This is a genomic window from Moraxella nasibovis (genome assembly GCF_029581575.1).
GTDB lineage: Bacteria > Pseudomonadota > Gammaproteobacteria > Pseudomonadales > Moraxellaceae > Moraxella > Moraxella nasibovis.
On the sequence record NZ_CP089975.1, the window covers coordinates 63,105 to 77,321 of the forward strand.

Annotated in this window: 9 protein-coding genes; 7 read left to right on the forward strand and 2 right to left on the reverse strand. The window is 48.0% G+C overall.

Annotated elements, in window-relative coordinates:
• Positions 1-298: 298 nt before the first annotated feature.
• Positions 299-1,033, reverse strand: a complete 735-nt coding sequence (gene ompR, locus LU290_RS00280; protein ID WP_277808596.1) for an osmolarity response regulator transcription factor OmpR — start codon at positions 1,031-1,033, stop codon at positions 299-301.
• Positions 1,034-1,360: 327 nt separating this feature from the next.
• On the opposite strand from ompR, the gene LU290_RS00285 reads away from it, so the two are divergent.
• Positions 1,361-3,715, forward strand: a complete 2,355-nt coding sequence (locus LU290_RS00285; protein ID WP_277808597.1) for a Tex family protein — start codon at positions 1,361-1,363, stop codon at positions 3,713-3,715.
• Positions 3,716-4,017: 302 nt separating this feature from the next.
• Here the strand turns inward: LU290_RS00285 and gltA are convergent, their stop codons facing one another.
• Positions 4,018-5,295: a citrate synthase gene (gene gltA / locus LU290_RS00290; RefSeq protein WP_277808598.1), complete on the reverse strand. Its 1,278-nt coding sequence runs from the start codon at positions 5,293-5,295 to the stop codon at positions 4,018-4,020.
• 976 nt (positions 5,296-6,271) lie between these two features.
• Here gltA and sdhC point away from each other — a divergent pair.
• The 6 genes from sdhC to odhB all read left to right on the forward strand — a co-directional run bounded on the left by sdhC (position 6,272) and on the right by odhB (position 14,204).
• Complete coding sequence (gene sdhC, locus LU290_RS00295) at positions 6,272-6,661, forward strand: succinate dehydrogenase, cytochrome b556 subunit (protein WP_277808599.1); 390 nt, start codon at positions 6,272-6,274, stop codon at positions 6,659-6,661.
• Between the two features lie 20 nt (positions 6,662-6,681).
• Positions 6,682-7,017, forward strand: a complete 336-nt coding sequence (gene sdhD, locus LU290_RS00300) for a succinate dehydrogenase, hydrophobic membrane anchor protein (RefSeq protein ID WP_277809514.1) — start codon at positions 6,682-6,684, stop codon at positions 7,015-7,017.
• A gap of 46 nt (positions 7,018-7,063) precedes the next feature.
• On the forward strand, positions 7,064-8,914 hold the full coding sequence (gene sdhA / locus LU290_RS00305) for a succinate dehydrogenase flavoprotein subunit (RefSeq protein WP_277808600.1): 1,851 nt from the start codon (positions 7,064-7,066) through the stop codon (positions 8,912-8,914).
• A gap of 71 nt (positions 8,915-8,985) precedes the next feature.
• Positions 8,986-9,696, forward strand: a complete 711-nt coding sequence (locus tag LU290_RS00310; RefSeq protein WP_277808601.1) for a succinate dehydrogenase iron-sulfur subunit — start codon at positions 8,986-8,988, stop codon at positions 9,694-9,696.
• Positions 9,697-10,030: 334 nt separating this feature from the next.
• The gene (locus tag LU290_RS00315) at positions 10,031-12,877 is read left to right on the forward strand and encodes a 2-oxoglutarate dehydrogenase E1 component (protein ID WP_277808602.1); all 2,847 of its coding nucleotides are present in this window, start codon (positions 10,031-10,033) and stop codon (positions 12,875-12,877) included.
• 85 nt (positions 12,878-12,962) lie between these two features.
• A complete protein-coding gene (gene odhB, locus LU290_RS00320) occupies positions 12,963-14,204 on the forward strand; it encodes a 2-oxoglutarate dehydrogenase complex dihydrolipoyllysine-residue succinyltransferase (RefSeq protein ID WP_277808603.1) in 1,242 nt (413 codons plus the stop codon).
• The last annotated feature ends 13 nt before the right edge of the window (positions 14,205-14,217 follow it).

Genomic DNA, 14,217 nt, shown 5'->3' on the forward strand with positions numbered 1-14,217 from the left:
TTGGCTGTGGCTGGCTGACTAATTTTACCAACAACAAACGACCAAAAGCGGTCGTTTTTGTTTTTGTGGGCATTTGCCATTCGGTCAGTATGTGCCAAGCGAATGATAAATCTACCACAAAATTATGTGATGTCGTAGGTTGGGTTGAGCCTGCAAAACCCAACAAACTCAATGAGTTATGCCATAAATTTGGGTTACGCACAGCTTCCCAAACTACAAATCTTATTTTTCTCTTATTTTTTTCAATAAAAAAAAGCAGGCGAAACACCTGCTTTTGGGTGATAAAGCCATCAAGTCATCAGCTCTCCGCCCCATCTGGCACGAACACATAGCCCACGCCCCACACGGTCTGAATGTAGCGAGCTTGTGATGGGTTGTCTTCAATCAGACGGCGCAGGCGGGACACTTGCACATCGATTGAGCGCTCCATCGCACCCCATTCACGCCCACGAGCCAGATTCATGAGCTTATCACGAGTCAGTGGCTCTCGTGGGTGCTGCACTAGGGCTTTTAGGACGCTAAATTCGCCTGTGGTCAAGGTCACGACATTGCCATCACGCTTTAAGGTGCGGGTGGACAAATCAAGCGTCCAAGGACCAAATTCTACCACTTCCATCTGCTGACTTGGGGCGCCGGGCAGTTCTCGGTTTTGGCGGCGCAGTACAGCTTTGATGCGAGCGAGCAGCTCTTTTGGGTTGAAAGGCTTTGGCAGATAGTCGTCCGCCCCTGCTTCTAAGCCTGCGATGCGGTCGGCATCTGAGCCTTTGGCGGTGAGCATGATGATGGGAATGTCTGAATTTTCGGCACGCAAGCGCTTACAGATGCTGATGCCATCTTCATCAGGCAGCATCAAATCCAGCACGATGAGCGAGAAAATTTCACGAGAGATGAATTTATCCATCTGCTTGCCGTCGTGCGCCACACGCACCACAAAGCCGTCATCTTCCAAAAAACGCTGCAATAGCGTACGCAAACGCACATCATCATCGACGACCAAAATGCGATGGGCAATGTTTTCATTAAGTTCTGTCATGGTTTGTCCTTAGGATTTGCCGTTGAGCCATTTTGTTAGTGTACAACATTGCACAAAAAAATGTAACAATTTTTTGACGCCTTTGCTCATTTTTATGCAAATTTTTTGCAAAATTTCACCAGATTTTGGCAAAAATCACGACGCATGATGAGCAATCTGCCCCATCATACCACGCCCATGCCGTGAATAAAGTAAAATTTACCAACGATAACAATTTTTCATTCAAATCTTTTTAGCAAATCGTGCTTTTGCATGAATTTGCGGTTTTTAAGATGATTTGACTGTGATAAAATGGCAAGCATTTTCAAATTCACTAAAAGAGCAGTTATGAGCGAACAAATCTTATCAGCCATCAACCACGACGCCATTTATGACAAACTTGCCAAAGAGCATGGCGTCCGCCCAAGCCAAGTGTCGGCATTCGCCCGATTGTTTGACGAAGGCAGCAGCGTGCCGTTCATCGCTCGCTATCGCAAAGAGCAGACGGGCGGCTTGGACGATGCTTTATTGCGTGCTTTGGAAAAGGGCTTGGGGTCGGAGCGTGATTTGGCGGCAAGACGCCTAAAAATCATTGAGCTGATGAATGCCCAAAATGTCTTGACGGACGAGCTGGTGGCACGCATTGAGCAGGCTGGGACGAAACTTGAATTAGAAGAGATTTATCAGCCGTACCGCCCACGCCGTCGCTCTGTGTCTGCTCGTGCGAAGCTGGCAGGGCTTGAGCCTGTTGCCAAAGCGATTTTGGCAGGGGCAAATCCAGCCGATGCACTGGCAGGGTTTGGCTGTCCTGAGACTTTGACAGATGAGACGGGCGAGACTTTTGAGGCGGATTTTGGTTCGTTTGACAAGCAGTTAGCAGGCGTGCAGGCGATCATCTTGGACGATTGGGCTCAGGATTTGGATTTGCTTGATGCGGTGCGTACAGGCTTTAATAAGACCGCCAGCATTCGCTCAGAGCTTGTCGGCGAAGAAAAACGAGAGGCAGGCGAGAAATTTAAAGATTATTTTGAGCATAGCGAACCATTTGCCAAATTGTCCAATCATCGCCTGCTTGCCATGCTTCGTGGTCGTCAGCAAAATGTACTGGTGCTACATGTTGATGGCGAAGATGAGCCGTTTGTTGAGCAAATCAAGTCGCATTTTGGTGTGGATGCATCGGCGCAAAATGGGGCATTTTTAGCAGATACGGCGGACAAGCTGTGGCACGCCAAGTGGCGATCTCAGATTGAGCATCGTCTTTTGACCGAACGCCGTGTGGCGGCTGAGACCGATGCGATTGGCGTGTTTGCCGAGAATTTAAAGCACCTACTGATGACCGCTCCAGCAGGTCGCAAGGTCATCTTGGGTGTGGATCCGGGCATTCGTCATGGCGTAAAAATGGCGGTGATCGATGCCACAGGCGATGTGCAGGCGACCCAGACCGTTTATCCGTTTGAGCCTTATAATAAGGTGGATGAGGCACGAGCGGTGATTGCCAATTTAATCAAAACGCATGGCGTGGAGCTGGTTGCCATCGGCAACGGTACAGCCAGCCGAGAGACTGAGACTTTGGTCAAAGCCATCATTGATGACGAAAAGCTGTCCGCCAAAGCCTTAGTCATCTCTGAGGCAGGTGCGTCTGTGTATTCAGCGAGTGAGATTGCAAGCAGTGAGCTGCCTGATCTTGATGTGTCGGTGCGTGGGGCGGTGTCCATTGCCAGACGATTACAAGACCCACTGTCCGAGCTGGTTAAAGTTGAGCCAAAAGCCATCGGTGTGGGGCAATATCAGCACGATGTCAATCAGGCGGAGCTTGAATCTAGCCTAGATAAAGTCACCGAAGACTGCGTGAATGCGGTGGGCGTGGATGTCAATACGGCAAGCCCTGCCATTCTTGCTCATATCGCAGGTCTTAATAAAAATGTCGCCCAGCAAATCGTGGATTATCGCCGTGCCAATGGCGCATTCAAAAACCGTGAAGAGCTAAAAGCCGTGCCACGCTTGGGCGTGAAAACTTTTGAGCAAGCGGCGGGCTTTTTGCGTATCAAAGACGGCACCGAACCGCTAGATGCCACAGGCGTGCATCCTGAGAGTTATGGCTTGGTGTATGAGATTTTGCGTAAGGCGGACAAGTCTTTGGGCGAGGTGCTGGGCAATGAGACGCTTGCCAAATCATTAAACGACAGTGCGGATAATTTTAGCCAAACCGCCACCGTGCTTGCCGAGCTTGCCAAACCTGCCCACGACCCACGAGGCGAATTTAAAACTGCCAAATTCCGTGATGATGTCAATGCCATCAAAGATTTGGCGGTTGGCATGGTGCTAGAAGGTGTGGTAACGAATGTAACCGCCTTTGGCTGTTTTGTGGATGTCGGCGTGCATCAAGATGGACTGGTGCATATTTCAGAGCTGTCTGATGACTTTGTGGAGAATCCTGCCAGCGTGGTCAAGCCACAAGACATCGTGCAGGTTCGAGTGATTTCGGTGGATGAGGCTCGTGGCCGCATTGGTTTTAGTATGAAGTCAGAAAAATCAAGCGATAAAGCCAGCACCGCCAAAGCCGACCGCAAGGCGGACAAGCCAAAATCATCTGGACAAAGAGCAAATAAAGCCAAAAAAGACACCCGCCCACAAAAGATTGACCAAAAAACAAGCGATAAAATGGGCAGTCTTGGTGCGTTATTAAAACAAGCAGGTTTGTGATTTTATGGTTGTTTAATTTAAAAATTGTAGGGCGAGCTACCCCACCGTTTGGGATTCACACCCAAAATGGTGGGCTAAGCCCACCCTACACGACCGATAAAAGAATACAACATCATACGATTTGGTAGGTTGAGCAAAGCTGAAAACCCAGTAAATTCAAATATTTGCACTCTACACGACCGTACGATTTTATGGTAATTTTGTCATTCGTTTGGTATAAAATAAGCCGTCCTTGATGGCTTATTTTTTAACCCATAAAAAATCCCCCAAATTTTTGGAGGATTTTTTGGTTAAATGGCAGATTATTTACGATCTTCCAATTTAACGAATGGGCGGTGCGTCTCGCCAGTGTAGCGTTGGCGTGGACGACCAATCTTGAACGGTTCAGAGTGTATTTCAGTCCAGTGGCTGATCCAGCCCACAGTACGAGCCAGAGCAAAGATTACGGTAAACATTGAAGTTGGGATACCGATGGCTTTTAGGATGATGCCAGAGTAGAAATCCACATTCGGATATAGCTTACGCTCGATGAAGTATGGGTCAGACAGAGCAATTTTTTCTAGTTCCATCGCCAGTTGTAGCTTAGGATCGTTGACGCCCAATGCACCCAAGACTTCATCACAAGTCTCTTTCATCACTTTGGCACGAGGGTCAAAGTTCTTATAAACACGGTGACCAAAGCCCATCAGCTTGGCTTCTTTGGTTTTTACTTTTTCCATGAACGGAGCGACATTTTCAATCGTGCCGATCTCGTCTAGCATTTCAAGTACCGCTTCGTTGGCACCGCCGTGTGATGGTCCCCACAGTGCTACGATACCTGCTGCGATACACGCATAAGGGTTGGCGCCAGTTGAGCCTGCCAAACGCACGGTAGAGGTCGATGCGTTTTGTTCGTGGTCGGCGTGTAGGGTAAAGATCTTGTCCATCGCTTTAACAAGCACAGGATTTGGCTTGTAATTGACATCGCCTGGGGTGGCAAACATCATGTACAGGAAGTTTTCAGCATAGCTGAAGTCTTTGCGTGGATATAAGAATGGCTCGCCGATTGAGTATTTGTAGCTCATCGCCGCAAGTGTCGGTACTTTTGCGATCAAATCAACCGCCGTCTCATCACGGTGAGCAGCGTCAGAGATGTCCAGATGGTTGTGGTAGAATGCAGACAACGCACCAACAACGCCAACCATGATCGCCATCGGATGCGCATCACGGCGGAAACCTTCAAAGAATTTACGCAGTTGGTCATGTACTGCCATCTTGCTAGAGATACGCTCATAGAACGCTTCTTTTTGCTCGGCAGTTGGCAAGTTGCCGTAAAGTAGGGCGTAGCAAACTTCCAGGTATTCAGCATTGTCAGCCAGCTCGTCAATGGCATAACCACGGTGTAGCAGTTCGCCTTTGTCGCCGTCAATGTAAGTCAGTTTTGATTCTACTGGGGCAGTTGCCATGAAGCCTGGGTCATAAGTCCAAAAACCTGCTTTATTGACTGCTGAAATGTCCAAAACAGGGCGACCCAATGTTGATTCTAGTACTGGCATCTCATATTCTGTGCCGTCCACGACTAATTTAACTTCTTTTGACATAATAAACCTCTTTGGTTGTTGGTGTCCTTGTCTGCATGATGCCACTTTCACTCATGGCGAAGGTGCATGATGAGAGCTGACGAGTTGAATCGCATCCATTGTTAAACCTTTTAAGCACAAGATGCGACATCCTTGTTTGGCGTTTTTAGCGTGCAAATAACACGCACTCCACTTGGTGTGCTGATAATACAAAAACTTTGCACAACTTACAAGCTTTAACACGAAAAAATCTCAAAAACACCCTGTTTTGTCAGAAGATTTTGCTGAAAATGTGATAAAACCTGAGAACAACTGTACTTAAAGTACCCAGTGATTGTAGGGATAATTTTTTGTTTTGACAAGGATTTTTGTTCACAATGACATCATTTGTAACAATTTATTTGGTTTGTCGTTTCATTATGGGGACAAATTTGGCTAAAAACTTGCGCCGACAATTCAAATCAATTCATCAGTAAAAATTCTAAAATGAATGTTTGGTGTGCTGAACTTCCCATCAAAATTGCCATCAAAATAGGTCGGATGGTGCGTCTTGACCACCCAAGGCACGAGTCATGCGAAATTCTGCCGTGATTTTTGCACGATTTTGCGATTGTTTTTTATTGGTTACAAAAAATTGCCACATTTTTAACAAAAATAGCCAAATTCATTTGTAAAATTTCGTTAAGCGTTTTATAATCTCAATATTTACCAACCTGCTTTTATAAATGATAATCACTTGCAGTATCGGGCTTTGGCGATGCGATACTCGTGATTTCCCAAGCTGCGATGGATTGTTTTTTGTGAAAGTGATTTTTTTTGATGGTGTTCGCTGTGTAGAGTGTAAACTCTTGGGCATAATTTGCTTTGTGTTATGTTATTAGATGCAGTATAAGCCATGAGTGCTTTTTGGTGTTAAATAACCCAAATTAAATGCGTGCCTAGGGATTGTCCCATCAGCCAGCTCTCCTTGCCCTGTGCGGCTTAAAATTAGATAAGGATGCCCGCTGTGAAAAGCAACCGACCGATTAACCTACCTTTGAGTCAGGTGATTGCGGTGAACTCAAAATCACCCATCGCCATGGCTTCTATCTTGCACCGTGTTTCTGGCATTGTGCTGTTCTTACTCGTTCCTGTAATGCTGTGTGCCTTACAAACTTCATTGTCATCGCCAGAAGGCTTTGCTTCGGTATTTGACAATATTGCCGTGCGTTTTGTGGCATGGGTATTTGTGGCAGCGACCGCATATCACTTTGTGATGGGTGTCAAGCATTTGCTTGCTGACTTAGGCTGTAACGAAGAATTCAAATCTGGTAAGACCGCTGCGATCGTGAGTTTCATCATCGCTGCCATCTTAATCGTGGCTTCGTTTGTATGGGTGATGTTCTAATGACTAGAAATAATTCAGGTATTAAAAGTGCGACAGGTCTGACAGGCTCAGGCTCTCGTGATTGGATCTTGCAGCGTATCAGCGCCGTCGTGCTTGCGGTGTATGCACTGGTGGTTGTGGGATTTTTCTTATTTAATGATGTCAATTATGACACTTGGCGCAGCTTTATGATGAGCTTGCCAATGAAATTGTTCAGCCTTGTGGTCATCTTATCACTCGTGTTTCACGCATGGGTGGGTATGTGGACGGTATTTACCGACTATGTCAAATCATCAGGTCTGCGTTTGGTACTACAAGCAGCGGTTATCATTGCTGTTTTGGTGTATCTGTTCTGGGGCGTGATGATTTTTTGGTAATTTGCCAATCATCATCTGATACATTGATAAAATTTTAGGAATTAACATGGCATCAGCACAAGATAATACAATTAATAATATCCCAACGCTCAACTTTGACGCTGTCATCGTGGGCGGTGGCGGCTCTGGTATGCGTGCGTCATTGCAGCTGGTTGAAGGCGGCATGAAAGTAGCAGTTCTTACCAAAGTTTTCCCAACTCGTAGCCACACAGTTGCTGCTCAAGGCGGTATCGGTGCGTCTTTGGGCAACATGAGCAATGACAACTGGCATTTCCACTTTTATGACACCGTCAAAGGCTCTGACTGGCTAGGCGACCAAGACGCGATTGAATATATGTGCCGTGAAGCACCAAAAGTCGTGTATGAGCTTGAACATATGGGCATGCCTTTTGACCGTAACGCAGACGGCACGATTTATCAGCGTCCGTTTGGTGGTCACTCAGCCAACTATGGCGAAAAAGCCGTACCTCGTGCCTGTGCCGCTGCTGACCGTACTGGACACGCATTGTTGCACACGCTTTATCAAAAGAACCTTGAAAAAGGCACGCAATTTTTCGTTGAGTGGATTGCGCTTGATTTGATCAAAGACGCAGAAGGCAACATCAACGGTGTGATTGCTCTTGACCAAGAAACGGGCAACATCTCTGTATTCCAAGCACAAACCACGGTATTAGCAACTGGCGGTGCAGGTCGTATTTTCCGTGCATCAACCAACGCCTACATCAACACAGGCGATGGTCTTGGTATGGCGGTGCGTGCTGGTATTCCTTTGCAGGACATGGAATTCTGGCAATTCCACCCAACAGGTGTGGCAGGTGCAGGCGTGCTATTGACCGAAGGCTGTCGTGGTGAAGGTGCGATCCTTCGTAACAAGCATGGCGAAGCGTTCATGGAGCGTTATGCCCCAACGCTAAAAGACCTTGCCCCTCGTGATTTCGTCTCTCGTTCTATGGACCAAGAGATTAAAGAAGGTCGTGGCTGTGGTCCAAATGGCGACTACATTTTGATGGACATGACGCATTTGGGTCTGGACACCTTGATGAAGCGTTTGCCATCGGTATTTGAAATCAGCCACAACTTTGCCAATGTGGACATCGCCAAAGAAGCCGTGCCTGTTGTACCAACCATTCACTACATGATGGGCGGTATCCCAACCAACATTCACGGTCAAGTCACCGTGCCTGTGCTAGACGGCAATGTGGACGAGCAAGGTCTATACACCGAAGGTCGTGTCATCAAAGGTCTATATGCCATCGGCGAATGTGCGTGCGTATCAGTACACGGTGCAAACCGCCTAGGCACCAACTCTTTGCTTGACCTTGTGGTATTTGGTCGTGCGGCAGGTCAGCACATCTTGGATGAATTTGCCAAGTCTGACCGCAGCTACAAGCCACTTGATCCACGCGTGCTTGACTTTACCCAAGCTCGTCTTGACAAGCTACAAAATTCAACCGAAGGCTACAACGCTCAAGAAGTGGCTGATGAGATTCGTAACATCATGCAGTCTCACGCTGGCGTATTCCGTACCCAAGCCTTGATGGATGAGGGTGTTGAGAAAATCTTGGCATTGGCACCAAAGATTGAGCGAATCCACCTAAAAGACAAATCAGCCGTGTTTAACACCGCTCGTATTGAAGCGCTGGAAGTTGCCAACCTGTATGAAGTTGCCAAAGCGACCATGTTGTCAGCAGCTCTTCGCCACGAATGCCGTGGTGCGCACAGCGTACTAGACTACGAGCGTCCTGCCGATGACGAATACGCACCGCTGGGTCGTAACGATCACGAGTGGATGAAGCACACGCTATGGTACTCAGAAGGCAACCGTGTCGTTTACAAGCCAGTGCGCAAAAAGCCATTGACTGTGGATTATTGTGAGCCACGCGTGCGTACTTTCTAATTTGATTATATAACTAAATTGAGCAAAGCCAGCATTGCGGTGCTGGCAGGTCAAAAGATTGGAGAAAACCAATGAGTCGAGGCACCCGTATCGTAGAAATCTACCGCTACGACCCAGACAAAGACAATGCCCCATACATGCAAACTTACGAGATTGAGCTGTTAGACTCTGATCGTATGTTGCTTGATGTGCTACTTCGTCTAAAAAAAATGGACGAAACCCTAACTTTCCGCCGCTCTTGCCGTGAAGGTATCTGTGGCTCAGATGGCGTGAACATCAACGGTAAAAACGGTTTGGCATGTTTGATCAACATGAACACTTTGCCAAATAAAATCGTCGTGCGTCCATTGCCGGGCTTACCTGTGATTAAAGATTTGGTCGTGGATATGAACCAATTCTACGCACAATACGAAAAAGTGCATCCATACCTAATCAATAATCAGCCAGCGCCACCAAAAGAGCGCCTACAATCACCAGAAGATCGTGAAAAGCTAAACGGTCTGTATGAATGTATCCTATGTGCGTGCTGTTCAACTTCATGCCCATCATTCTGGTGGAACCCTGATAAGTTCCTAGGTCCATCAGCACTACTGAACGGTTATCGTTTCATCATTGACAGCCGTGATGGCGATACCCAAGCTCGTCTGGCTCGCCTTGACGACCCATTCAGCTTGTTCCGTTGCCGTGGTATCATGAACTGCGTGTCGGTATGTCCAAAGGGTCTAAACCCAACCAAAGCCATCGGTCATATCCGTAATATGCTACTTGATGCGGCGGGTTAATACATCACCTGATATGATTAAAGGTCTTATCCTATGATAAGACCTTTTGCTTTGGGTGGGTTTTTTTGTTGGCTATTTGTGACGGATTTTGTCCGTGCATTTGGCAAATTTTTGTCAGAACGATGAGTAAATGTGAATTTTTTACAAAATTTTGTCACTATGCACACTTTTAAAGGCAATGCAACTTGTTATCTGCTGTGAAATGGCGTACACTATGCAGTTGATATGCGTCTAAAATACTCAGGCGTGTAGGTAGATATTGGTCGGTGTCGAACATGAGGTTCGGCACGGATGAGCATTTAACCTAAAATTCACCAAAGAAATGGCGAAAATTATGACAAACAGTAAAAATACGGTGGCATATCAAAACACCGAATTGGCAGCAGACGGCGCAGCGTACATCGAGGCGCTTTATGAGCAGTATTTGGCAGACAGTAGCAGCGTGAGTGATGAGTGGCAGCAGTATTTTGCTGACTATCGTGCCGACACGGACGCACCGCACAACGCAATCAAAGAACAATATTTGCTACTGGCTCGCAACCAAACCAAAGGTCGCTCTGCATCACAAGGCGGTAGTAGTGACTGCGACCCAAAACAAATGGGTGTGCAACAGCTGATCTCTGCCTATCGCCGCCGTGGTCACCGTGTGGCAAATCTGGATCCATTGGGACTACAAAAGCGCCCTGAGATTGAAGATTTGACTTTGGCGTATCATGGTTTGTCTGAGGCGGATTTGGACACCGTGTTCCCAACCACTTTGATGAGCATTGGCAAGTCTGAGGCGACATTGCGTGAGATCATCGAGATCTGTGAACGCATCTACTGCGGCAGCATTGGCTATGAATACATGCATGTCTTTACCGCCAAAGAGAAAAAATGGTTTGAAAATTATATCGAATCAAACCAAGGCTACATCCGCTTTGATAAAGACAAAAAGCTAGAAATCTTTGACCGTCTGACCGCCGCCGAAGGGCTTGAAAAATATCTTGCTCGTAAATACACAGGTGTCAAGCGCTTTGGTCTAGAAGGTGGTGAAAGCTTTATTCCTGCCGTGCATGAGATGATTCAGCGCGTGGGTAATTATGGCGCTAAAGAAGTTGTCATCGGCATGGCGCACCGTGGTCGTTTGAACTTGCTTGTCAATATCATGGGTAAGAACCCAAGCGTCCTATTTGACGAATTTGACGGCAAAATCCAGCCAACCATCGGCTCGGGCGATGTCAAATACCACAACGGTTTTAGCTCAAATGTCATCACCAAAGGCGGTGAATTGCACCTAGCGCTTGCTTACAACCCATCGCACCTAGAAATCGTCTCGCCTGTGATGTTAGGCTCGGTGCGTGCTCGTCAAGCTCGCCGCTCTGAAAAATACGGCTACGAAATCGACAGCAAAACCGTACTGCCAATCGTGGTGCATGGTGACGCTGCCTTTGCAGGTCAGGGCGTAAACCAAGAAACTTTCCAAATGTCGCAAACTCGTGCTTATAAGACGGGTGGTACTTTGCACATCGTCATCAACAACCAAGTAGGTTTTACCACTTCTCGTCCAGAAGACGCTCGCTCGACCGAGTACTGTACGGATGTGGCGAAGATGGTGCATGCGCCTGTGTTGCATGTCAATGGCGATGATCCAGAGGCGGTGGTGTTTGCGTCTCAGCTTTTGGTGGATTATCGTAATGAATTTGGTCGTGACATCGTGCTTGACATCGTCTGCTACCGCCGTAACGGTCATAACGAATCGGACGAGCCATCAGCCACTCAGCCATTGATGTACCAAATCATCAAAAAACTGCCAACCACTCGCACGCAGTATGCCGATCAACTGATCTCTGAGGGCGTGATTAGCAAAGAAGAAAGCGGACAGATTGAGGATAGCTATCGTGTGGCGCTTGACAACGGTGACGATGTCGCCCAGGGTCTAGCCAAAGAGCCAGACACCAGCTTGTTCGTGGATTGGTCGCCTTATGTCGGTCATCAGCTAGAAGATGACTGGGAAACTGGCGTGGACATTGAAAAGCTCAAATCCTACGGTCAAGCGATGGCAAAAGTGCCAGAAGGCTTTGAATTGCAGCGCCAAGTCGCCAAGGTGTTAGAACAACGCCTTGCCATGCAAACTGGCGAAGAGCCGCTGAACTGGGGTGCGGCAGAGACTTTGGCGTATGCGTCATTGGTTGATGAAGGTCTGTTGGTGCGTATCACAGGCGAAGATGTGGGTCGTGGTACTTTCTCGCACCGTCATTCAGAGCTGTACAACCAAAAAGACGGCAGCATGTACATTCCTTTGCAGCACATTCGTGAAGGTCAAGCACGCTTTGCCACTTACAATTCGCTATTGTCAGAAGAGGCGGTGCTTGCCTTTGAATATGGCTATGCGACCACCATGCCAAACGCTTTGGTTGTTTGGGAAGCTCAGTTTGGCGACTTTGCCAACGGTGCTCAAGTCGTGATTGACCAGTTCATCTGCTCTGGCGAAACCAAATGGCAACGCTTGGCAGGCTTGACCATGCTATTGCCACACGGCTTTGAAGGTCAAGGTCCTGAGCATTCATCGGCTCGCCTAGAACGCTATTTACAGCTTTGTGCCGAAGACAATATGCAGGTCATCACACCGACCACGCCAGCCCAGATTTTCCACGCACTTCGCCGTCAAGTGGTTCGTCCAGCTCGCAAGCCTTTGATTGTGATGTCGCCAAAATCCCTACTTCGCCACCCGCTTGCCACTTCTACCCTAGAAGAGCTTGCGTCTGGCAAGTTTGAAACCGTTCTGCCAGAGATTGACGCATTGGACAACAGTAAGGTGACTCGCTTGGTGCTGTGTGGCGGGAAGGTGTATTATGAGCTGCTGGATCAGCGCCGTAAGCTGGGTCTGGATCATGTGGCGATTGTGCGTATTGAGCAGCTTTACCCACTGCCAGAGGCTCGCATTTTGGCGGAATTTGCCAAATATCCGAATTTGTCAGAAGTGGTATGGGCGCAAGAAGAGCCGCTCAACCAAGGTGCGTGGTACTACCTATTGCCAGAGATGTATCGTATCATGGCAACTCAGTCGGCGACTTTGGCAACTCCTGCGGCTCGTCCTGCGGCGGCTGCCCCTGCGACAGGCTCACCAAAAATCCACAACGCCCAGCAAAAAGCACTCATCGCTGATGCACTTGGTGTAGCTGTGGACGCATTGCAGTAATATTTTTTGCCAAGCTGATGGGTATCGGCTTGGCTTTTGGTTTTTTAATGAATTTGTATTAAGTTTATAAACTTAGGAGTTTATCATGGCTGAAATTAAAGCCCCAGTATTCCCAGAGTCAGTGCAAGACGGTACCATCGTAGAGTGGCATGTTGCCGAGGGCGAGCAAGTTTCTCGTGACCAACTGCTTGCTGAAATTGAGACCGATAAAGTCGTTCTAGAAGTGGTTGCCCCTGATGATGGCGTGGTGACCAGCATTGTTAAAGGCGTGGATGACACCGTATTGTCGGCAGAAGTGATTGCGCAATTTGAAGCAGGCGCAACCGCCGATGCCAGCAAAGATGCCGATGCGCCATCAGCTGAGGCACTGTCTGAGTCAGAAGCCGCCAAAGGCACGACCATCGACCCTGCGTCTGTGGCAGCCCCTGTGCAGCCTAAAAATGGCGCTGAGAGCGAGCAAGATTTTAAAGACCAAAGCCCAGCGGTGCGTAAAGCTGCCAAAGAAACTGGCGTCAATCCTGCCGATGTTCAAGGCTCGGGTCGTGGCGGTCGTGTGACCAAGTCTGACATGGTAAACCCAACCCTAAAAACCACTTCTGGCAGCGTGATTGCCACTGCGGTGGGCGAGCGTGCCGAGACTCGTGTGCCGATGACTCGTCTGCGTAAGCGTATCGCAGAGCGTCTGCTTTCTGCTACTCAAGAAACCGCCATGCTGACCACTTTCAACGAAGTGAATATGAAGCCTTTGATGGACTTGCGTGCTAAATACAAAGACCAATTTGAAAAACGCCACGGCGTAAAACTTGGCTTTATGTCGCTGTTTGTTAAGGCAGCTACCGAAGCCTTGAAGCGTTTCCCTGCGGTGAATGCGTCTATTGATGGCGATGACATCGTGTATCACGGCTACTATGATGTGGGCGTGGCGGTATCAAGCGATCGTGGCTTGGTTGTGCCCGTACTTCGTGATACAGACGGCATGGGTCTTGCTGACATTGAAGGCGGTATCCGTGATTATGCCATCAAAGCTCGTGAAGGCAAATTGGGCATTGAAGACATGACTGGCGGTACATTCACCATCACCAACGGCGGTGTGTTTGGTTCGCTACTTTCTACCCCAATCATCAACCCACCACAAACCGCCATCCTAGGCATGCACGCCATCAATGAGCGCCCAATGGCAGTTAATGGCGAAGTGGTGATTCTACCAATGATGTATCTGGCGCTGTCTTATGACCACCGTTTGATTGACGGTAAAGATGCGGTACAATTCTTGGTAACCATCAAAGAGCTGATTGAAGATCCAGCTCGTTTGTTGCTAGACATTTGATTGATTGGCAATG

Coding starts and splice junctions, on each gene's coding strand:
- ompR (WP_277808596.1), bottom strand. CDS start 1,033: ATGACAGAACTTAATGAAAACATTGCCCATCGCATTTTGGTCGTCGAT.
- LU290_RS00285 (WP_277808597.1), top strand. CDS start 1,361: ATGAGCGAACAAATCTTATCAGCCATCAACCACGACGCCATTTATGAC.
- gltA (WP_277808598.1), bottom strand. CDS start 5,295: ATGTCAAAAGAAGTTAAATTAGTCGTGGACGGCACAGAATATGAGATG.
- sdhC (WP_277808599.1), top strand. CDS start 6,272: ATGCCCGCTGTGAAAAGCAACCGACCGATTAACCTACCTTTGAGTCAG.
- sdhA (WP_277808600.1), top strand. CDS start 7,064: ATGGCATCAGCACAAGATAATACAATTAATAATATCCCAACGCTCAAC.
- LU290_RS00310 (WP_277808601.1), top strand. CDS start 8,986: ATGAGTCGAGGCACCCGTATCGTAGAAATCTACCGCTACGACCCAGAC.
- LU290_RS00315 (WP_277808602.1), top strand. CDS start 10,031: ATGACAAACAGTAAAAATACGGTGGCATATCAAAACACCGAATTGGCA.
- odhB (WP_277808603.1), top strand. CDS start 12,963: ATGGCTGAAATTAAAGCCCCAGTATTCCCAGAGTCAGTGCAAGACGGT.